At 53.4% G+C, this 20,967-nt stretch carries 22 protein-coding genes and 1 pseudogene; 7 read left to right on the plus strand and 16 right to left on the minus strand.

Annotated elements, in window-relative coordinates:
* Positions 1-149: 149 nt before the first annotated feature.
* Positions 150-431 (minus strand): hypothetical protein, encoded by a 282-nt coding sequence (locus VMX96_05300; protein ID HUU63320.1) that lies wholly within the window; start codon positions 429-431, stop codon positions 150-152.
* A 328-nt stretch (positions 432-759) separates the two neighbouring features.
* On the opposite strand from VMX96_05300, the pseudogene VMX96_05305 reads away from it, so the two are divergent.
* Positions 760-898 (plus strand): annotated as a pseudogene (locus tag VMX96_05305) (SDR family oxidoreductase).
* 505 nt (positions 899-1,403) lie between these two features.
* Entirely contained in the window at positions 1,404-1,907 is a 504-nt protein-coding gene (locus VMX96_05310) for a DUF3800 domain-containing protein (protein HUU63321.1), read from the plus strand.
* A 116-nt stretch (positions 1,908-2,023) separates the two neighbouring features.
* Here VMX96_05310 and argS read toward each other — a convergent pair whose 3' ends face one another.
* Genes argS through VMX96_05325 form a run of 3 tightly spaced genes read right to left on the minus strand, consistent with a single transcriptional unit; the run spans position 2,024 to position 7,643 of the window.
* A complete protein-coding gene (gene argS, locus VMX96_05315) occupies positions 2,024-3,667 on the minus strand; it encodes an arginine--tRNA ligase (protein ID HUU63322.1) in 1,644 nt (547 codons plus the stop codon).
* Entirely contained in the window at positions 3,664-6,036 is a 2,373-nt protein-coding gene (gene recG / locus VMX96_05320) for an ATP-dependent DNA helicase RecG (protein ID HUU63323.1), read from the minus strand. Before recG ends, argS begins: the two co-directional genes overlap by 4 nt.
* A 5-nt stretch (positions 6,037-6,041) precedes the next feature.
* On the minus strand, positions 6,042-7,643 hold the full coding sequence (locus VMX96_05325; GenBank protein ID HUU63324.1) for a DAK2 domain-containing protein: 1,602 nt from the start codon (positions 7,641-7,643) through the stop codon (positions 6,042-6,044).
* Between the two features lie 89 nt (positions 7,644-7,732).
* Here VMX96_05325 and rpmB point away from each other — a divergent pair, with 89 nt between their 5' ends.
* A complete protein-coding gene (gene rpmB, locus VMX96_05330; GenBank protein ID HUU63325.1) occupies positions 7,733-7,921 on the plus strand; it encodes a 50S ribosomal protein L28 in 189 nt (62 codons plus the stop codon).
* Here the strand turns inward: rpmB and rpe are convergent.
* The 11 genes from rpe to VMX96_05385 form a co-directional block, all read right to left on the minus strand.
* Positions 7,910-8,590 (minus strand): ribulose-phosphate 3-epimerase, encoded by a 681-nt coding sequence (gene rpe, locus VMX96_05335; GenBank protein HUU63326.1) that lies wholly within the window; start codon positions 8,588-8,590, stop codon positions 7,910-7,912. The two genes, rpmB and rpe, sit on opposite strands and share 12 nt — an antisense overlap.
* Positions 8,583-9,959, minus strand: coding sequence for an argininosuccinate lyase (gene argH / locus VMX96_05340; GenBank protein ID HUU63327.1), 1,377 nt, complete (start codon positions 9,957-9,959; stop codon positions 8,583-8,585). The genes rpe and argH overlap by 8 nt, the downstream gene beginning before the upstream one ends.
* Positions 9,960-10,034: 75 nt before the next feature.
* Positions 10,035-10,214, minus strand: coding sequence for a type II toxin-antitoxin system HicA family toxin (locus tag VMX96_05345; protein ID HUU63328.1), 180 nt, complete (start codon positions 10,212-10,214; stop codon positions 10,035-10,037).
* Positions 10,211-10,417 (minus strand): type II toxin-antitoxin system HicB family antitoxin, encoded by a 207-nt coding sequence (locus tag VMX96_05350; GenBank protein ID HUU63329.1) that lies wholly within the window; start codon positions 10,415-10,417, stop codon positions 10,211-10,213. The genes VMX96_05345 and VMX96_05350 overlap by 4 nt, the downstream gene beginning before the upstream one ends.
* 209 nt (positions 10,418-10,626) lie before the next feature.
* The gene (locus tag VMX96_05355; GenBank protein ID HUU63330.1) at positions 10,627-10,818 is read right to left on the minus strand and encodes a nucleotidyltransferase domain-containing protein; all 192 of its coding nucleotides are present in this window, start codon (positions 10,816-10,818) and stop codon (positions 10,627-10,629) included.
* 52 nt (positions 10,819-10,870) lie between these two features.
* On the minus strand, positions 10,871-11,623 hold the full coding sequence (gene radC, locus VMX96_05360) for a DNA repair protein RadC (GenBank protein HUU63331.1): 753 nt from the start codon (positions 11,621-11,623) through the stop codon (positions 10,871-10,873).
* 141 nt (positions 11,624-11,764) lie between these two features.
* Complete coding sequence (locus VMX96_05365) at positions 11,765-12,970, minus strand: argininosuccinate synthase (protein HUU63332.1); 1,206 nt, start codon at positions 12,968-12,970, stop codon at positions 11,765-11,767.
* A gap of 55 nt (positions 12,971-13,025) precedes the next feature.
* A complete protein-coding gene (locus VMX96_05370) occupies positions 13,026-14,222 on the minus strand; it encodes an acetylornithine transaminase (GenBank protein HUU63333.1) in 1,197 nt (398 codons plus the stop codon).
* A gap of 6 nt (positions 14,223-14,228) precedes the next feature.
* Positions 14,229-15,008 carry an acetylglutamate kinase gene (argB, locus tag VMX96_05375; protein HUU63334.1) on the minus strand — a complete coding sequence of 260 codons (780 nt, stop codon included), beginning with the start codon at positions 15,006-15,008 and terminating at the stop codon, positions 14,229-14,231.
* A gap of 37 nt (positions 15,009-15,045) precedes the next feature.
* Positions 15,046-16,242, minus strand: coding sequence for a bifunctional glutamate N-acetyltransferase/amino-acid acetyltransferase ArgJ (gene argJ, locus VMX96_05380; GenBank protein ID HUU63335.1), 1,197 nt, complete (start codon positions 16,240-16,242; stop codon positions 15,046-15,048).
* A gap of 150 nt (positions 16,243-16,392) precedes the next feature.
* Positions 16,393-16,752, minus strand: a complete 360-nt coding sequence (locus VMX96_05385) for a TfoX/Sxy family protein (protein HUU63336.1) — start codon at positions 16,750-16,752, stop codon at positions 16,393-16,395.
* Positions 16,753-16,920: 168 nt separating this feature from the next.
* On the opposite strand from VMX96_05385, the gene VMX96_05390 reads away from it, so the two are divergent.
* Together VMX96_05390 and VMX96_05395 are read left to right on the plus strand one after the other, a co-directional pair.
* On the plus strand, positions 16,921-17,661 hold the full coding sequence (locus tag VMX96_05390; GenBank protein HUU63337.1) for a hypothetical protein: 741 nt from the start codon (positions 16,921-16,923) through the stop codon (positions 17,659-17,661).
* Between the two features lie 319 nt (positions 17,662-17,980).
* On the plus strand, positions 17,981-18,484 hold the full coding sequence (locus VMX96_05395; GenBank protein ID HUU63338.1) for a rubrerythrin family protein: 504 nt from the start codon (positions 17,981-17,983) through the stop codon (positions 18,482-18,484).
* Positions 18,485-19,540: 1,056 nt separating this feature from the next.
* Here the strand turns inward: VMX96_05395 and VMX96_05400 are convergent.
* Complete coding sequence (locus tag VMX96_05400; protein ID HUU63339.1) at positions 19,541-19,744, minus strand: hypothetical protein; 204 nt, start codon at positions 19,742-19,744, stop codon at positions 19,541-19,543.
* Between the two features lie 239 nt (positions 19,745-19,983).
* Here VMX96_05400 and VMX96_05405 point away from each other — a divergent pair, with 239 nt between their 5' ends.
* Both VMX96_05405 and VMX96_05410 read left to right on the plus strand, forming a co-directional pair.
* A complete protein-coding gene (locus VMX96_05405) occupies positions 19,984-20,202 on the plus strand; it encodes a NifU family protein (protein HUU63340.1) in 219 nt (72 codons plus the stop codon).
* Positions 20,203-20,259: 57 nt separating this feature from the next.
* Positions 20,260-20,940 carry a molybdopterin-dependent oxidoreductase gene (locus VMX96_05410; protein ID HUU63341.1) on the plus strand — a complete coding sequence of 227 codons (681 nt, stop codon included), beginning with the start codon at positions 20,260-20,262 and terminating at the stop codon, positions 20,938-20,940.
* Positions 20,941-20,967 lie beyond the last annotated feature (27 nt).

A 20,967-nucleotide genomic window follows, 5' to 3' on the forward strand; every position in this document is an offset into this window, starting at 1 on the left:
CGAGACCTTATCACTTGGCTGAAATATACTTCTTATTACTGAAACCACCTTTGTCTTCTCGTTTGAAAGGTATAATTAAACCAAGCAGGAAGGGGTAACGATATGGAAAGAAATCAAGCCGCTCATATACCACCAATAAACGCCAGCCTTCATTTGTTAGACCCTACAGGTATTTCGCCTTGGCGCATCAGATCGATAAAGGCTCGTGCTAAGTCTCCGAGGTCTGCAGATGTGCTATAGCGCTTCTCGCTCATCTGCTGAAGCCATAACTCACGAGAGCGGTGTGTGCCGCAGCGATACAGGTCGATTTCGTAGGTATTGCCTCTCATTACTGGAAAGTCCAGGGTAGTGTAAGGTGACTTTTTGCGGAGACGCCACTTGCCCCATGTTTTGTGGCGCTTTGGTTGGTAGTCTGGCCCTATTACTATCAATTGAGTCTCCGGCTGGCGTCCACGTTTGGTTAATTGGCGCGCTGTCTGCCAATAGGGGGAAAATGGCACTCAGGACATTGCCGGGGCGGTCTCACCTGGCTTGGCACCCATTTGTGGTGGCATCTCATACCCTCTCGGCATGCAATCTCGGTTTCTGTACTCATGGCATTATTCATTTTATTATATGTCTATGGCATATACTGTCAATACCTGCGCCGAGATATACAGTCTCAGGGTATTTTTGAGGGCAACTACCAACAGGGGGTCGGAAACGCTAAAAATAGGTAATTAGTAAGAATTGAGCGGTGCTAAGCGATAAGGAGCTATACTAGGCGCTGGGGAAACCGGAGGACATTGCCAGCGCAGTGCTCTTCCTGGTCTCGGACGCCGCCGGGTACATAGCAGGGTTTACACTCTTGGTCGATGGGGGTCTGCTTCTCGGCCGCGGCTGGAAGCGCTTAGGGTAAGATTAGCAGTAAGTAACGAAAGGGAAGGCCATTGCCTCCCCTCTTAATATCAATGAAATTATCATTTCATCAAATTGTTCACTCAGAGCTGGATTTGAGATGAAGGAATACGAAGATGAGACATTTCCTATGTTTTGCTGGTTAGAGTACGTGATATAATTTATTTACTGTGAACATTCTATTCATAGACGATACTGAACAGTTGAAGAAACAATATGTGGGAATCGGCGGAGTGATTTTCCACGATGGTTATTTAAATAACTTGTTTAGTCTATTTAATCAGAAGAAAGTATTGCACGGTATTCCCCCCAAAGAGGAAATCAAATGGTCTCCATCCAAGAATAGTTGGATAGGGAAGAACCTTATTGATGATAATAGAATTTCAGCCTACTCCGATATTCTAGACTTGGTGAGGTCATTTAATGGCAAAATAATAGTTGCTGTAGTACAGAGAGGCGAGTCAAAGCAAAGCTTAATAGAAGCGAAATAGAAGTGTATAGAATTTATCACTGAAAGATTCCAATTCTATCTTCAGGCTCAGGAGGATAGAAAAGGTCTTATCATAGCGGATTTTCCTGGGAGTGGGAAGGAAGAGAAGAAACTTCTACAGGATTACTATCAGCTCTTAGAAAAGGGAACAAAGTACGTAAAACCATCAAACATAGTTATGAACCTATTAACAACAGAATCCCATTTAAACCCGGCTCTTCAAGTTGCGGACTTGGTTGTAGGCATTACAACAGGAATGTGCACCCCTCAGAGGAACTATGCTCTTCCCTACTGGGACATAGTTAAGCGCAATCTTCATCGCAGTCAGAATGGTGAAGTAATGGGTTGTGGATTAAAAGTCTTCCCCAATGAAATCATTCGAGAAATACATGCGACACTCTTTCCTGAAGAGGTAGAAGATTTGGAGGAGAGTTACGAAGAATATATAGAGAGAATGAGGCATATTTATAGCGTACTCATGAGTGAAGATGAACTGGATATATACTTTCCTCGCCCCTAGTAGACAAGTTTGGTGCTGCACAGAAAGCCATTGTGTATCATATATCAGCGCAGCAAAGTGAACAATCCACAGTATCGTGGATTTAAACGACGTGAAAGAAGACTCAAGCCTCTCCGCTACATCTGCTGCGGGGCGCTCATGCCCATTAGACTAAGGGTGCGAGCGAGAACGATCCGGGCGGCCTCTACCAGCTTGAGGCGTGCCCCGGTGAGCGCCTCGTCGTCGGAGACGACGCGGCACTTCTCGTAGAAGTTGTGGAAGACGGTTGCTACGTCCATCGCGTAGTAGGGAAGGTGCTGGGGCTCCAGTGTTGTAGCCACCAGCTCCATCACCTCCGGTAGCTGGAGCATCTTTCTTATCAGGGCCAGCTCGGGGTCACTGGTAAGCAGGGAAACATCCCCCCCGCTGTAGTCGATCCCCCTCTCCTCTGCCAGGCGCAGGATGCTGGAGATGCGGGCATGGGCATACTGCACATAATAGACCGGATTGTCCGCCGACTGGCGCTTCGCCAGCTCCAGGTCGAAGTCCATCTGGCTATCGGCGGAGCGGGAGAGGAAGAAGAAGCGACAGGCATCGACGCCCACCTCATCCACCAGCTCCCGAAGGGTGATCATCTCCCCGGTACGCTTCGAGACCTTGAGCACCACATCCCCGCGCTTCAGGGTAACCATCTGAGAGATGATGACCTGGAGCCTCTGCGGGTCGACTCCCAGGGCAGCGATAACCGCCCTCATACGGGAGACATGCCCCTGGTGGTCGGCACCCCAGATATCGATCACCCTGTTGAAGCCCCGCTCGATGAACTTGTTATAGTGATAGGCGAGGTCGGAGGCAAAGTAGGTGGGAGAGCCATCGCTCCTCACCAGCACATTGTCCTTATCCTCGCCCAGGGCGGTGGAGGAGAACCAGATTGCCCCCTCCTTCTCCACGGTATAACCTTTCTCCTCAATGATGGACCTTGCCCTCCGGTATTGACCGTGCTCAAAAAGGCTCTTTTCGCTGAACCACTCATCGAAGGTGACCCCCAATCGCCCGAGGTCGGAGGCGATGGCGGCGATTACCTTCGCCGCTCCGCGCTCGCCTAGCTCCGCCGGCTTATCGAGGAACCTCTCCCCCTCCTCCTCGATTATCTCCCTGGCGATATCCACCATATAGTCACCGAAATAGCCTTCTGCAGGCATGGGGGCATCTCTCCCCAGCGCCTGCTGATAGCGAGCATAGAGAGATTGATAGAAGGCATCCATCTGGCTACCAGCATCGTTAATGTAGTACTCTTTCACCACTTCATACCCCGAGGAAGCTAGCACATTTGCCAGGGCGCTCCCCAGGATGGCACCCCGGCCATGCCCCACATGAAGGGGGCCGGTGGGATTAACGCTCACAAACTCCAGTTGCACCCTAACACCCTTTCCCAGGTCGATATTTCCGTACCACTCGCCGGTATTCAAGATAGCCTCCACCTGGGTGGTGAGCCAGTCGCTTCTCAGGGAGAAATTGATGAAGCCCGGCGGCACCACCTCGATGCTCTCGCACTGAGGGGGACACTGGATCAGGCCGGCGAGGTTCCGGGCGATGATAAGGGGGTCCATCCCTGCCGCCCGGGCCAGTTTCAGCGGTAGGGTCGAGGCATAATCGCCGTGCTCCGGATTCTGGGGGCGCTCCAGCACGATCTCGGGCATGGCGATGGGAGGAAGCAGATTGCTCCGCTGCGCCTCCAAAGCCGCCTTCTCCAGCAGCATTGCCAGCTTGTCTTTTATCATGCCTCCCCCATACCGTTGCCATCCCCCCATAGCCGGGCCACCTCCCCTTTGAGCAGTCGGTGCTCCTTACGGGAGAGATCGGGATCCCGCTTAAACAGGCCAATCGCCTCGCTGCGGACAAGCTCCAGTAGCTTCATATCGGAAAGCTTAGCCATCTTGAGATCGGGAAGCCCGCTCTGCCTGGTGCCGAAGAACTCCCCGGGCCCCCTGAGCTCCAGGTCCTTCTCGGCGAGCGCAAACCCATCCTGAACTCGCTCCAGAAGGGACATGCGTTCTCTTCCCTCGGGCGACGGGCTCTCGGCAACCAAAATGCAGTAGCTCTGCTGCTCCCCCCGCCCCACGCGACCGCGAAACTGATGAAGCTGCGCCAGGCCAAAGCGGTCGGCGCTCTCGATAAGCATCACCGTGGCATTGGGGACATCGATGCCCACCTCCACCACCGGTGTCGCCACCAGAATATCAAGCTCACCCTGGCGAAACCTCCTCATCACCCCCTCCTTCTCCTCGGCCTTGAGCCTGCCATGCACCAGCCCCAGCCTGAGGTCGGGGAACACCTCCCCGGAGAGTCGCTCATATTCGCTGATCGCCGCCCTGGCCTCGATATAATCAGACTCCGCAACGAGGGGACAGATGATGAAGGCCTGGCGTCCCTCCGCGATCTCCTTATGCAAAAAGCGATAGGCCTTCTCCCTCTCTTCAGGTTCGAGACACCTGGTCTTAATTACCTGCCTCCCCTGGGGAAGCTCATCGATCACCGATAGGTCCAGATCGCCATATAGTGTAAGCGCCAGGCTACGCGGGATGGGGGTGGCGGTCATCACCAGAAGGTGAGGGGTTGGCCCCTTCTGGCGCAGCGCGGTGCGCTGCATCACGCCGAAGCGGTGTTGCTCATCAACGATGGCAAGCCCCAGTCGCTCAAAATCCACCCCCTGCTGAATCAGGGCATGGGTGCCTATTACAATATCCACCTTCCCCTCCGAGATGGCCCGATGCACTGCCTTCTTTTCGCTCTGTTTCATACTTCCGATTAGCAGGCCCAGGGTGATGGGACAAGGGAGCAGGGAGGTGAATTTTCTGAGACCACCCGCTACCTCCTCTTCATGACCTGCCTGGGCCAAAAGGGCGGAAATATACGCAAAATGCTGTTCCGCCAGTATCTCGGTAGGCGCCATGAAGGCCCCCTGGTTGCTACTGGCTACCGTAGCCAGTAGCGCGGCGATGGCCACCACCGTCTTGCCGCTGCCCACCTCCCCCTGGAGCAACCGGCTCATCGGCCTAGCTTCAGCGAGATCGGCAAGGATCTCCCCCAGCGCCCGCTTTTGAGCCCCGGTCAGGGCGTAGGGAAGGGAGCTCATAAAGGCCTCAAGGATCCCGTCAGCGGGCTCAATTTGGGGCGCCGCGCCGCCCTCCTGCCAGCCTCTCCTACTGGAGAGCACCCCTAACTGGATGAGAAATAGCTCATCGAAGGCCAGCCTCCTTCGAGCACGATGCTTATGCTGCTCGCTCTCGGGATAGTGAGCCTGCTTTATCGCCTGGGGAAGTTCGAGGAGCTTGGCCCGCCTTCTCACATCCCTGGGAAGGAAATCGGGGAGGCGCGGTGCCCAAAGCTCCACCGTCTCCTTAACCAGCCTTCTCACCACACGAGGACTTAGCCCCTCGGTGAGGGGATAGAGCGGGATGAGCCGCCCAGTATGGGTCAAGTCCTCGCTCACCAGCAGCTCGTACTCTGGCGACTGGAAAACCTTTACCCCCTTATAGAGGCTCACCTTGCCGCTCAACACCAGTTGAGAGTTGGTACGCAGATTCTTGGCAAGATAGGGCTGATTGAACCACACCACCCTCATGTTGCCGCTCTCATCGCCAACGATGGCCTCGGTGGAACGCCTGCCGCCGATGAGGGCCTCCCTGGCCTGCCAGACGGCAGCGACTACAGTCTGCTCCTCGCCCACCCTAAGCTCAGCGATGGTCTCCCGCTTGCTGTAATCGATATGGCGCCGGGGAAAGAAGTAGAGCATATCACGCACTGTCTGGACACCCAGCCTGCGGAACCTGGGCATAAGCTTGACGCTAAGCCCCCTGATGGTGGTGATAGGTGCATCCAGGCCCGGGTCTGCTTCCGCTATTTTTACCCCAGGTGCTGGCTCACCCGGCCCCTCATCCTGATTCCCATCCAGCCAGCGCAGCACGCTACTTACCCATTCCGCCCGCTGCCCGGTATCCAGACTGGCATAGCTCGAGGATAGTAATTGCCGGGGAAGTTCACCCGCCGAGCGCTCAAGGTAGCGATCCAGCCCCCCGGACACGGCACCATCCCCATAGCCTTTCTTCCGCTCCAGCTCCAGGATCTTTCGAAGCGTGGCCAGTTCCAACAGTATTACTCCACGGAAAGGATGTAGTTGTAGTGGGGTTGACCACCGTGGATCGCTTCTACCTCAAGGTGAGGGTACTTCCGACGAAGCGCTTCAGCGATCCCATCGGCCTCAGCGCCCGCGGTATTGGCACCATAGTAGATGGTAACCACCTCGCATTGCGATAGATCGATTTGGAGAAGCACCTCACTGACCAACTGGGGAATGTGATCTCCCACCCCTACCAGCTCCCCATCGAGGAAAGCGATGGCCTGCCCGTCTTTCATGGCGAGGTCACCGAACCTTGCGGCGCGCACCGCAGTGGTCACCTCCACCGTCCGCACCTCCGCTATCGCCTCTTTCATGGCAGCGACATTTGCTTCTAGATCTTCTGCTTTGTCGAAGGCCAGGAGCGCCGCTACTCCCTGGGGTATCGTCTCTGTAGGCACTATCTCCACCCTCTTTGCGCTAAGATTGCACGCCTGCTCCGCGGCAAGCACGATATTGGGGTTATTGGGCAGGAGAATAACCTTGTCCGAGGGCACCGATTCCACCACCCGCAGCAGTTCCTCAGTGGAGGGGTTCATTGTCTGTCCCCCCGAGACAACGGCAGTGACCCCGAAGCTTCGAAATACCTCCCCTATCCCATTACCTGATGCCACCGCTACGGTAGCGATCTCGATCTGCGGTGGCTTCCCAAGAGCGGTAAACTCCTCATGCTGCTCATCTATGTTTTGCACGTTCACCTGGCGCAGCGTGCCCAGTGAGGTGGCGTAGCTAAGGGCGGCGCCGGGGTCGAAGGTGTGGACATGGGCTCTCACTAAATTCTCATCCTCCACCACCAGCACGGACTGCCCGATAATCTCCAGTTGCTCTCTAATCTGGTTCGGGTTGAGGTCTCGACCCTCGATGATAAACTCGGTACAGTAGCCATAGGCTTGCTCCGCCGCCGGGACACTAAACCCAACCTGCCCGGCGGATACCGGCGCGGGGATTTCAAATTCATCCGCCTCCCCCCGCAGGTAGCGTAAAAACCCTTCGAAGATTACAAATAGCCCCAATCCGCCGGCATCCACCACCCCAGCCTCACGTAGCACTGCCAAGAGGGAGGGCGTTCTGGCCACACTTTCCTTCGCCGCAGTAGTTGCTGCCTCTATAACATCACACAGGTTATTGCCATGAGAGACCGCCTGAGCCGCAGCGGAGGCCTCCCTGACCACGGTTAGGATGGTCCCCTCAACAGGATGGCTCACCGCTTTATATGCAAGAGAGGTACCCGCCAATAGTCCCGCTACCAGGTCGCCCCCTTCCAGACGTTCCTTCTCATCGAGCGTGGTAGCCAGCCCGCGCAGGATCTGGGAAAGGATTACCCCGCTATTGCCCCGTGCCCCCATCAGGGCGCCGTGGGCTATGGCGCGGACCACCGCAGAGGCACTCTCCCCGGTGGCGCCGGATGCCTCTTCCACTGCCGAGCGCATGGTGAGGAGCATATTGATGCCGGTATCGCCATCGGGTACGGGAAAGACGTTGAGGGAGTTTATCTGATCCGCGTTTCTCTCCAGCCACACCGTGGCAACACCAAACATCTCCACCAGGTCTTGCCCGCTACAGGAATCTATTACCCTCATCCCGTTCCTACTTGCTAAAGGAACCTATATATGGTATCCTTATTTGGTCAATTCTACTGCAAAATAATTGTTTGGTCAAAGGGTATGTGATGCCGGGGAAATGTGATATATGTGGCAAGACGCCTCAGTTCGGACATAATGTTAGCCACTCCAAGCGCCGTACCAATCGGCAGTGGAGCGTTAATAGCCAGAAGAAGTCGCTACTTATCAATGGGAAAAAGGTGCGGCTCAACATTTGCACCAGGTGCCTCAGGACTCAATATAAGCTAGCCGGTTAGCCCGGGAAGGCTCGCCCTGAGCCTGTCCATCGCCTCTTTAACGTTTTCCTGGCGGTTGAATATCGCCGAGCCCGCTACCAGTACCCGCGCACCCGCCTCAACCGCTCTGGGCGCTGTCTGGGCCGAGATACCCCCATCGACCTCGAGCTCGCAAGCCAACTCCCTCTCATCCAGGATATGCCTGAGGCTGGCGATCTTATCCAGGACCTCCTCCATGAAGGCCTGCCCGGCAAAGCCCGGGTTGACCGTCATCAGGAGCACCAGATCCAGGGCGGGAAGGATCTCATCGATCACGGCAAGCGGGGTCGCCGGCTTGATAGATACACCGGCCCTCACCCCAAGCCCCTTTATCGATTCCACCAGTTTACGGAGATCGGGGCAAACCTCGGCGTGCACGGTGATGATGTCCGCCCCGGCCCGGGCGAATTGCTCGAGCTGACGCTCCGGCCTCTCCACCATCAGGTGAACATCGAGGGGTAAATCTGTCCAGGGGCGAATCGCACCGACCACCGGAGGGCCGATGGTTATCTGGGGGACGAAGTGCCCGTCCATGACATCTACGTGGATGTAGTGAGCGCCCGCCGACGTTACCTCGGCGACCTGCTCGCCCAGGCGAGCGAAGTCGGCGGATAGGATGGAGGGGGCTATCTTAACCTCGCTACTACTCACCTTCGCCCTGGACAATCTTTCTAGCCCTGGCCAGTTGCTGCGTCACCTGTTCCCGCGCGGTACCGCCGAGGACATTGCGTGCCGCAATGGAGGCCTCAGTAGTGACGTTATACACGTCTTCCTCAAAGAGCGGCGAAAATTCCGTGTATTCACTTAAAGCCAAACCCGCGAAGCTCTTCCCCATATCCATAGCATATTGCACCAGCCTGCTCACTATACCGTGAGCCTCGCGGAAGGGCACTCCCTTAACCACCAGGTAGTCCGCCAGGTCAGTAGCGAGTGTGTATCCCTCCTCAGCAACGCCGCTGGCCCTATCGCCTCTGACCCTGATGGTAGCCACCATTCCAGAAAATACCTCGAGTGTAGACATCAAGGTGTCCACCGTATCGAACAGGCCCTCCTTGTCCTCCTGCATATCGCGGTTATAGGTCAGCGGAAGGGCCTTCATTATGGTCAGCATCGCCATCAGGTTACCGTAAACCCGGCCCGTCTTAGCTCGTGCCAGCTCAGCGATATCCGGGTTCTTCTTCTGCGGCATGATACTTGAGCCAGTGACGTAGCTATCGTCAAGCATTATGAAGCCAAACTCCGCCGAGGACCACAGGACTATCTCCTCAGCCAGGCGCGACAGGTGCATCATGGTCACTGCCGCCGCTGCCTGGAATTCGATGATGAAGTCGCGGTCAGAGACTGCGTCCATACTGTTCTGGCTTATCCGGCTAAAGCCCAGCTCCCTGGCCAGGAAATCGCGGTCTACCGGATAGGGCACACCGGCGAGCGCGCCGCTCCCCAGAGGCAAGACATCGGTGCGCTTAAGAGCGTCGCGGAACCGCTCTACATCGCGCTCCAGCATCTCGAAGTAGGCCAGCATGTGATGGGCGAAAAGCACCGGCTGCGCCCGCTGCAGGTGGGTATAGCCAGGCATGACGACATCTAAATTGGCATCCGCCAGATTTATTATGGCCTTCTGCAGATCGATAAGCCGTGTTATGGTCTGCGCGATGGCCTCTTTCAGGAAGAGGCGCATGTCGAGCGAGACCTGGTCATTTCGTGAGCGGGCAGTATGCAACTTTCGCCCTACATCCCCAATCTTATCGATCAATCGAGCCTCGATATTCATATGTATATCTTCCAGGTCATCGCGAAATTCGAAAGAGCCCTGCTCTATATCCTGGCGGATGGAGGTGAGCGCCATCGTGATAAGCTCGGCGTCCTTATCCGATATGATACCCTGCTTTGCCAGCATCCTGGCGTGGGCGATGGAGCCAGCGATGTCCTCTTTATACAGGCGCTTATCAAAGTGGATGGATGACGTATAATTTTGCACCGATTTATTGACCCCCTTACCGGTTATTGAACGACTATTTATCTTGAATCATGATGCTTCGCCCATTTAGCTATGTCACACCAACTTGATAAACTCATTCACTGATAATCCTGCCTTCTAGATAATAGCTCGCAGTGTTCCTCTGTCTAATTCCTTGTGGAGGGGGACAACTAATTGGCAAAATGGGTCATCTCGCCTGAGTGTCACATGACTACCTTCCTGCCTTTTAAAGTGGAACCCTGCTTTTCCCAAAGCTTTGATACACTTTTCACCCGATAAGACGGGAAGCTTACTCATACTACTACTACCGATACCTCGAACTTCTCTTCAGGTATGGGCAGTTTATCCTCTTCGAGGGAGTGGATATAGCAGTTTATAGCCTCTTTGATGTTTTTTAGTGCTTCCTCTTTCGTCTTCCCCTGGCTGATACAGCCGGGCAGGCTGGGACATTCAACTACCCAGTAACCATCCTCCCCTAGATATAAAATAACCTCTCGCATTTCTTCCCCTATCTAAGCCTGTTGCACAAAGCAGAAGCTTGAATAAATTCACCAACTAGGCTGTTAAAATCGCTATCATAATGGCATGATGGTTCCACTATTGGGCCTACGATAAGCTTTATAATAGGCCTAATTGTCCACTGTAATGAAGAGGGTCGTGTTTATGCAACAAGCTCTATCCATCCTATATTTGGCCAAATTCGTCCGGCTTAAAAGAGGATCCCCTCCTTCTCCATATTTCCCAAATTACGAATATCTGGCCTATTCTCCTTCACCAGGATAAATATGTCAATGTCTGAATCTTTATAGAAATCCCCTCTCGCCTCAGAGCCAAATATCGATACGGACAGCATTTCATCCCCCAGATTCTCTCCCAACTCCTTTATAAAAGAGCCCGCCATTTTCCTTTCAGTCTCGCTCAGGCAACCCCCATCCGTTTCCCACTATAGCACCCTACTTTTTCTTCAAGCCCATACAGCTCAACTCATATTCCCCTATTAATCCTTCATCAGCAAAGCTGAAGTATCTATTCTCACCTACTATTATATGGTCTAAGACCTTAATCTGCATAATACTGGCTGCGAAGACCAGATCCTGAGTTATCCCTTTGTCATCTTCACTGGGAGCAGGATTCCCCGCAGGATGGTTATGGGCAAATATCAGAGAAGCAGCATTATGCTTGATTGCACTCTTTATAACCTCGCGAGGGTAAATGGCGCTCAGGGTCAACGTTCCCTCAAAAAGGTCTTCCACTTCAATTACCTGATTCTGACTATTTAAGAAGAGAACCTTAAATTTCTCTTTCTTAAGGTCTCTCATCGAGTGATACAGGTAATCAAACACCTCTTTTGAAGAGCTACAAAATGTTTTATCCAGGAGTTGCTCCTTGAGGAACTCTCTGGCAACCTCCTGCACCAGCTTGATACCAAAAGCATTGTGAGGACCGATTCCAGCGATCTTCTGCAGCTCCTCCGAAGGGGCTTCCAGCACTCCTCTTAGGGTTTTGAACCTCTTTATCGCCTCCTTTGCCTGCTGCTTGCAATCCCTGCGAGGTGCCCCCAGCGTCAGCAGTAATTCGATGATCTCATAATCATTGAATCCGTTTAGACCAGATTTGATGAACTTTTCCCGTAATCTTTTTCTATGGCCCTCCCGTGATAATTGAGAAGCGTCAGCCTTTAGTGATTGCTGCATTTCTGGCTGCATAGTACCCCACCCCTACATGCTCCAGTAGATGGAGCCGGCGATATCCTCGTTATACAGGCGCTTACCGAAGTGGACGTATTCGTTATACTTTTACACAGATTTATCGATCCCTTTATTGAAACGGTCACGCATGGAAGTCATCTACCCTATCTCCGGCTGATCCACCCCCTGAACCCGGGCCTGGGTCTTCACCGGAAGTCCCCAGATGTGAATAAAGCCCACCGCGGCGCTCTGGTCAAACTCGTCGCCCTTATCATAGGTGGCCAGGCTGAAGCTGTAAAGCGACCTGGGCGATTTTCGCCCCACCACCGTCGCCTTCCCTTTACCAAGCTTCACCCGCACCGTGCCGGTGACGTGGCGCTGCGAGCTCTCCACGCAGGCTGCGAGGTCCTGGTGGAAAGCGGTAAACCACAGCCCATTATAAATAAGATCGGCATACTCCAGTGCCACCCTATCCTTGAAGCGCAGTTGCTCCCTGGAGAGGGTCATTGCCTCCAGAGCTTTATGAGCGGTAAGCAACACGGTTGCTGCCGGCGCCTCGTAGATCTCCCGCGACTTAATCCCCACCAGCCGATTCTCTACGTGGTCGATACGCCCCACGCCGTGCTCTCCGGCCAGCTCGTTAAGCTGCAGGATAAGTGATACGCCATCGAGGTTTTTTCCATCAAGGCTCACTGGCACCCCGCGCTCGAAACCGACCTCCACGTAGGCGGGCGTATCCGGCGAATCCTTCGGCGAGCGTGTCATTATATAGATCTCCTCCGGCGGCTCGTTCCACGGGTCCTCCAATACCCCGCACTCGATGCTTCTCCCCCAAAGGTTCACATCGATGGAATAGTCGCTCTCGGGAGGGACGGGGATATCGTACTTCTTGGCGTAGGCTACCTCCTGCTCACGCGTCATCCCCCACTCTCGGGCCGGAGCGATAATCTTGAGGTGAGGTGCAAGGGCCATGGTGCTTACGTCGAAGCGCACCTGGTCATTCCCCTTACCGGTGCAGCCATGAGCCACCGCCGATGCACCCTGCTCATTGGCAGTGTCCACCATTAGTTTGACGATTAGAGGACGAGCCAATGCCGTCGCCAGCGGATATTGCCCCTCATAGAGGGCATCGGCCTTTAAGGCGGGAAAAACGAAGTGTTTGACAAAAATCTCCCTGGCATCGACCACCAGAGACTCTACCGCCCCTACCTTAAGCGCCTTCTGCTGAATAGCGGGCAGGTCCCGCTCGCTCCCCACATCCACCATCAGGGCGATGACATCCATGTGATAGTTTTCAGCGAGCCACCTGATGGCTACCGAGGTATCGAGCCCCCCGCTATATGCCAGCACTACCTTCTCTGCCATTTTTTACCTCACATTCTATTTTTAAACTCACACTCCGGGATTTCTAATTTGGCCGTTACGATTTAACCGTTCTCACCCTGGCTAAAACCCTCTCGAGGATACCCATCGCTTTATCCACCTCGCTCTCACCGATAATAAGCGGTGGCATGAAGCGGATGGCGTTGGGCTTTACCGCGTTGAGCAGCAAGCCCTCCTCGAGGCAGGATTTCACCACACCATCAGCGATGTCACTGGATAACTCGACAGCCACCAGAAGGCCTCGCCCCCTGACCTCAACGATATTTTCAAACTTAGCCTTCAGTCCCTGAAGGCTGGCCTGCAGATAATTTCCCACCTGTCGACAATTTTCCACGATATTGTGCTCCAGGATATAATTCAGGGTAGCGTAGGCCGCGGCGCAGGCGAGGGGATTGCCACCGAAGGTGGAACCATGATCCCCCGGACCAAAGACGGAGGCTCTCTCCTTTGCCAGGAAGGCACCTATCGGCACACCGCCCCCCAATCCCTTGGCCAGTGTCATTATGTCCGGCTCAATGCCACAGTGCTGGTATGCAAATAGCGTCCCGGTTCGCCCCATCCCGGTTTGAATCTCGTCCAGGATGAGCAGGATGCCCTGTTCATCGCACCAGGAGCGCACCTGTTTCAGGTAACCATCATCGGGAACATTTACCCCTCCCTCTCCCTGAATAGCCTCCAGCATCACGGCACAGATCTTTTTACCCGTGGCTCGCTTGATGGCACCGATATCATTGTAATCCACATGGACAAAGCCTTCAGGCAATGGAACGTATGGCTCCTGATGCTTGAGCTGCCCGGTTGCGGCGACCATCGCCAGGGTGCGACCATGAAAGGAGTTAATAGCCGTAATGACCTCATAGGCACCATCCAGATGGAGCCTGCCATATCTGCGGGCGAGCTTTACCGCCCCTTCAGTGGCCTCAGCACCGCTATTGCAGAAGAAGACCCTGTCCAGGCAGCTATTCTCGATAAGAAGCTCCGCCAGGCGTATCTGGGGCACAGTATAAAATTGATTTGACGTCTGGATCAGGGTGCGCGCCTGCTCCGAAACGGCGTGCACTATTTCAGGGTGGGCGTGGCCCAGGACATTCACCGCCCATCCGCCGACAAAGTCGAGGTACTCCCTCCCCCTGTCATCCCAAACCCTCGCCCCTTCACCCCGCACCAGGGTCACCGGCAGACGCTTGAAGGTGTTCATCAGGTATTTTCGTTCCAGTTCCTGCCAATCTGTCATGGGTTTTTACTCCCAGGCAATTATCGTCCCGTTTTCCCTTCCTCTTACCGCCTCAGCCAGCGCATGAGGCACCCGACCATCTACGATCTGGGTTAGCGGCACGGTGGTGAGGGCAGTAAGGCACGCCTCCACCTTGGGGATCATCCCGCCGGCAATAACACCCGAGTTGATGAGCGAGCGCGCCTCATCGGGCAAGATGCGGGACAGCAGCTTCCCCGAGCCATCTATGACTCCGGCCACATCGGTGAGCAGGATGAGCATCTCCGCCCCGAGGGCGGCGGCGAGCGCACCGGCAGCAGGATCGGCATTGACATTTAGCGGCTTCGCTTTCTCGACCCCAAAGCCCGAGGGGGCAACCACGGGAATATAGCCCTCCTTCAGCAGGATCTCCAAAGGCTCCGGGTTAACCTTCACCACCTCCCCGATGAGACCGAGCTCCTCACTCCTAACCTTTGCCTCGATGAGGCGACCGTCGATGCCGCTTAGGCCCATCGCCCGCCCGCCCCGCGACTGGATGGCGGCCACAAGCTCCTTATTGACCACGCCACAGAGCACCCCGACCACCACCTGGAGCGTCTGGTGATCCGGCGTTGCCCTCAGCCCATCGACAATCCTGGTGGCGATGCCCAGCCTCGATAGCCAATCGGTCACCACATTGGCGCCGCCATGGACCACCACCAGGCTCTTACCCTCTATCTGCAGTGCGACCAGGTCCTCGATGACCCCGATAAAATCGGGGCTGCCGAAGGTACTTCCTCCGATCTTGACTACGATGGGCTTTTTCATCTTCCCGACCTTTACCCGACTGCCTCTGAGCTTCCTCTCAGGTCGTATATTCACTGTTTATGGTAACATATTCCGCCGACAGGTCGCAGCCCCAGGCGGTCGCCGCGAAGTCCCCCAGATTGAGGCACACCCTGATGGGCACCTCAGCCCCTCGCATCGCCGCCCTCACCTTTTCTTCGTCGAAGGTATGGGGCGAGCCCCCAGCGACGAGGCGTATATCATTCAGGAAAAGGTCTATCCGCGCCCCATCTATCTCGGCGCCGCTGCGGCCCAGGGCGGCGACAATCCGCCCCCAGTTGGGGTCACACCCATGAACCGCCGCCTTGACCAGAGGGGAGCCGGCTATGGTGCGCGCCGCCACCCGGGCATCGTCGAGGGTGAGCGCCCCGTCAACGGTAACCTCGATGAGCCTGGTCGCCCCCTCACCATCGCGGGCGATGCGCCGGGCAAGATAGTTGCAGACCTCCGTCAGCGCTGCTTGAAATTCCTCCGCCTGTTTGGTGCCCTCCCCGATGCTCCCCACCACCCCACTGGTACCGTTGGCAAGGATCAACACCGTATCATTGGGGCTGGTATCGCCATCTACGGTAACCATATTGAAGGAGGTATCCACCGCCTCCCCAAGCGCCTTCTCCAGGAAATGGGCATCGATAGCGGCATCGGTAGCCAGAAAACAGAGCAGCGTTCCCAGATTGGGATGGATCATCCCCGACCCCTTGGCAATGCCCCCGATAGTAAATTCGTCGTCATCAGCGGCCACCGCTACCTCCTTAGTACAGGTATCGGTGGTCAGGATGGCCCGCGCCAGCTCATGACCCCCCTCCTGCGATAGGGCAACCCTTTCTATACCTATCCCTATAAGGTCGATGGGAAGCCGCTCACCAATTACGCCGGTGCTGGCGACCAGCACGTCCTGAGGTTCGATCCCCAGCCGCCTTGCCGCCAGTCTCGCCATCTCGGCGGCATCCTCAAGCCCCTGCTCGCCGATGCAGGCATTGGCGCAGCCGGCATTGGCTACAATCGCTTGCGACTTCCCCGCGGCGATATGCCTCTGGCACCAGATGACCGGTGCCGCCTTGATCCTGTTGGTGGTGAAAAGCCCGGCAGCAACGCAGGATACCTCTGAGTAGAGGATGCCCAGATCAAGATCGCCCTTAGTCTTGAGTCCGGCGCGTGTTGCTCCAGCAAGAAAGCCCCTGGGAGAAGTGACCGTGCCGCCGGGTAGTGTCTTCACAGGCGAACTATATCACACCGATATGGCCGAGGCAAGAAGAGACGACTGCTATTACATATGCGGATAGCGTAGGTGCCAGATACGCCTCCGAGATTAAGAGACACTACCGCTGAGCGGATAGCTTAGAACCCGTTTATCGTTTGTCATGAATCACATTTTCTTCTTCGGCTTCGCTTTCTTCTTACCCCTCTCAACGAGCCTTCGCCCAGCTACATCCAGCGCCTTGCCCGCCCACAATCGCAGATTCCCTTCGTCCTCCAGCACGTCCGCCGGCACCTCGTAAAACTGCATGGTCTGCCCGCCGGACCTGAAAGGCCCCATGCCCGCCGCCTCATAATCCGCCCTGTTCACATCGTCCACCTTGAAATACAGCACATCCTCAGCGATCAGAGCGCAGAACAAGCCTTCGAAATAGATACCGACGCCGCCGAACATGCTCCGCGCCGTAACCTGTCCTACACATTCCAGCCGCTCCATAACATATTCCCTGTAGCCTTCATTGACAGGCATATCCTTACCTCCTTAAAAGGGCATGTCTGTGAAACCGTACCCCTTGACCCATACAACCATGCCGCCGTGGACAGTTTTCACGGGGAAAATATATCATAGGGAAGTAGCTATAACAATATGGGATGGTATAATGGTGCAAAGAGCACCAATAATCTTTGGAGGATTAGTATGAAACGTTTCAATTGGCTGGTTATATTGGCACTAGCTTTAATCACGCTGTCGGTTACTCTGTACCTCATTCACTATGCAATATTTGCAGATCCCCACCACATATTTATCTACTTGGTAGGTGATATTGCCTTTGTACCTATTGAAGTCCTGTTGGTCACCCTTATAATCCATCAATTGCTGAGCGGGAGGGAAAAGCGGGCCAGGCTACAAAAGTTGAATATGGTTATAGGGGTCTTCTTCAGTGAACTTGGAACAAGCCTGCTAACCCGCTTCTCCGACTACGACCCTAAATTGGATGAGGTCAGGAAGAAGCTTATCGTGGCCAGCGATTGGTCTCAGGAAGAATTCTCAACTGTGCGCAAGCTGCTTAAGAACTACGATTGCGGAATTGAGGTTCAAAAGGCCGATCTGGAAGACGTGCGCAATCTACTTATGGACAAGAGGGACTTCTCACTCAGACTGTTGGAGAACCCGAGCTTGCTGGAACACGAATCCTTCACTCGGCTTCTGCAGGCAGTATTCCATCTGACCGAGGAACTTGAAAGCAGAGAGGATTTAAACCAGCTGCCCGATAGCGACCATAAACATCTCGCCGGTGATATGAAAAGGGCGTACGCCCTGCTAATCCGTGAATGGCTGGATTATATGAAATATACCAAAGATAATTATCCCTATCTCTTCTCCCTTGCTATGCGAATGAATCCCTTCGATCAAAATGCGTCAGTGGTCGTGCGATGAAAGTTACATACAGAGTAATACCTCGATGTAGAATTTATCATGGGAGGCAGGACTGATCGAACAAAGAAAAAGAATAGGAGCTGTGGTGTATTTCACAAAATGGCGGCTTACATCGTCCCGCCTCCCATACAAGGTTTACAAGGTTGAGGCAGGCTGAGCGTGTGCAGGTGCACCAAATGTTATCATATAGAATCCAGCACCGATAAGCCCGGCGTTGCCCCACGTGTAGATACGTGCCAGACGGCGTCCCGAGGAATGCCCTTTCTGTAGCGTAACCAGTAAGCAATTCAGGAAGATAAAAACAATTAGGAGGTAGATCATGAGCAAGAGCACTGAAAACCTGGAAACCGCTTTTGCCGGGGAAAGCCAGGCCAACCGCAAGTACCTGTTCTTCGCTGAGCAGGCTGACAAGGAGGGCCACAGGCAGATAGCGCGGCTGTTCCGCGCCGCGGCGGAAGCAGAGACGGTTCACGCCCGCAAGCACCTTACTGTCCTGGAGGGGATAAGGTCCACCGGGGACAACCTGCAGGCGGCCGTCGGCGGCGAGCACTACGAGTTCACCGAGATGTATCCCGAATTTATACGTCAGGCAGAGGCCGAAGGGGAGAGCAAAGCGAGAACCAGCTTCGACCTGGCGAACCAGGTCGAGAAGGTCCACCACGTTTTATTCAAGGCCGCCCTCGATATGCTGGAGAAAAAGCAGGCCCCAGAGGATAAAACCTTCTACGTTTGCCAGGTGTGCGGCTACACTGTGGAGGGTGAGGCGCCGGATAAATGCCCCATCTGCGGTGCGCCCAAGGTAAAGTTCAAGCCCGTGGATTAGGTTTAGAAAGTGCCGATAGTATAAATCCAAACACAAACCGAAAAGGCACAGCTTCGAAGTTGTGCCTTTTCGCTTGCTTGGTAGCGGGAGTTCAAAGGTCTTATGAAACAACACTGCCAGCTGAAGCGATAGCGATAGGCCGTCGGGCTTTAGACCCAAAGACAACAATGCGTCAAAGACGTTTAAAGATGATTGAGTAATGGTTAACGGTGCTGGCTAGATGTTGTTGGATTTATGTTTATTGATTAGCGAGTGGTACTACCATATCCGCTGAAATAACCTTGAACGTTAAGCGATTCTTTGAAGGATTGTACGTCATTCGCCATTGATCAAGTATATCACGCCCTAATAAAGATGGTATATCACTGATCTCAGGATTTGGAGGTGTTATCTCGAGATCTATATTATACACATAGAGAAATTTTTTAGGTTCGGAGAACACGACTATTGTGGACTCAACATAGTTATGGCATAACCCACCAATACCGACCATTTCGTTATCTCCAATAAGTTGAGAATAGTCCATTCCCATACGGATACCATCTAGCGGATTTAATAAAGTATGATCCGCACCAGTATCTACCAAAAACGATATATCAGTAGTAATATTAAGTCGAGGAATAAAGAGGCGACCCTCTATATAGGGTCGCCCACTTGTATCCCCGAATCTACCTCTCATTAGGTTGCTAGAGAATCATTGTGCGTTGATTCTTATCTATATAGCGTACAATGACATGTTCGCGCTGAATGCCCTTCTTATCAACTTCGCGCAATGCAGAATTTAGGGTCCGCCCAACGGCTATAGTCTTTCCCTCATAGACTGCCACCCACTGTTTCGGATATCGGATAATAAGTCGAGGATGCTTGGAAGAAAGTACCATAGCACTCTTTCGGAAACTACGTAATTCCTTATCTACCTCGCTGGGATTGCCCAACTTCTCTAATATACTTTTTTCTAATGTTTTAGGCATAGTCCTTCCTTCACCTCTTCTCGTAGTTTAGAATATATCATATTTTTCTGTATTGTCAAGTGGCCATAAGTATCCATTTATGCTATTATCCTCTCTTTGACCACCTTGCCCTTGCTGCCTTTCTTGCTATTTCTTTTCGTTGCTCAGGAAGCAGCTTCGCTGCACGTGCAAGTCCGCCTTTTCTACCGCCTAAACTACCAAGCACAACTGCATGCATATTCTTCTGTGTCTCTACGAATTCTTCTGAGAGTTTAGGCGTAGGGTCGCCTAATCCATTAACATCTCTCATTGCCTTATTTATGCTTGACCGCTTATGCATACTCCAATTATGCCACATTTGACCGTTTTTGTCTAGTCCCCTAAATTCATGCCGTCGGGCTTATAACCCGAAGGCACCAATGCGTTAAAGGAAGAAAGAATACGACCTCCGGTATGAGACAAAGGTTGCATACAAGCGTTACCCCATGGCTTAAGATAGTTATATTGAAATACGGAGAGGTGTATCTCCGTATAGGAGGATTAGTGGCTATGCGAGAAAAGATAGAAGCAGCGATTGACCGTGTAAGACCCGCTCTGCAGGCCGATGGTGGCAATGTGGAACTAGTCGAGGTAGAGGATGGGGTGGTCTCAGTAAGGCTAACCGGTGCCTGCGGCGGTTGCCCTATGGCAACGATGACCCTAAAGAACGGGATCGAGCGCATTATCAGGGAAGAAGTGCCTGAGGTCAAAGAAGTAGTCGCGGTATAAGCGGGCAAACAAATGCACAAATACTCACAGAAGCCTTGAAGTAAGGAGTTACATGTAATGAGAATCTTTATGGCCATTGTAGTTATACTTCTATGTGGTGCTGTCGCGGGGACAGTGATGGTTGTAAGGGAAATTCCAAGAAGGGGAAATATCGATAACGCAGAGTACCTTCAATCTATAGAGATTAAAGACTATGAAGGTATAGACCTTTCATCGATAGTCGATTTTTGGGAGAACTCAATAAAAGGCCCTCAGTACGTAGATATGGATAGTTACAGGCTTAAAGTTAGCGGCTTGGTAGAGAGCCCCATGAGCTATACTTTCGATGATGTTACCAATAACCACCAGAATTATAAAAAAGTAGTGACATTGCACTGCGTAGAAGGATGGAGTGTCACTATCCTATGGGAGGGTGTGCTTGTTAGAGACCTGATACAAGAGGCAGGAGCTTCTCCAAATGCAAGTGTAGTGATATTCCACGCATACGACGGATATACAACCTCTCTCCCTATCGAGTATATAATCGACCAGGATATAATCGTGGCACATAAAATGAATGGCGTTCTCCTTCCCCCTGAAAGGGGTGCTCCCTTTCAGCTTGTAGCCGAAAGTCGATGGGGATACAAATGGATAAAATGGATAACGGAAATCGAAATTTCGGATAATACCGATTACAAAGGCTTCTGGGAGCATCGGGGATACTCCAACGATGCAAATATAAATGATAGCTTTTATTAAGAGATGATGAAGCCTATAATTTAGACG

Source organism: Dehalococcoidia bacterium (assembly GCA_035528575.1).
Classification (GTDB): domain Bacteria; phylum Chloroflexota; class Dehalococcoidia; order E44-bin15; family E44-bin15; genus DATKYK01.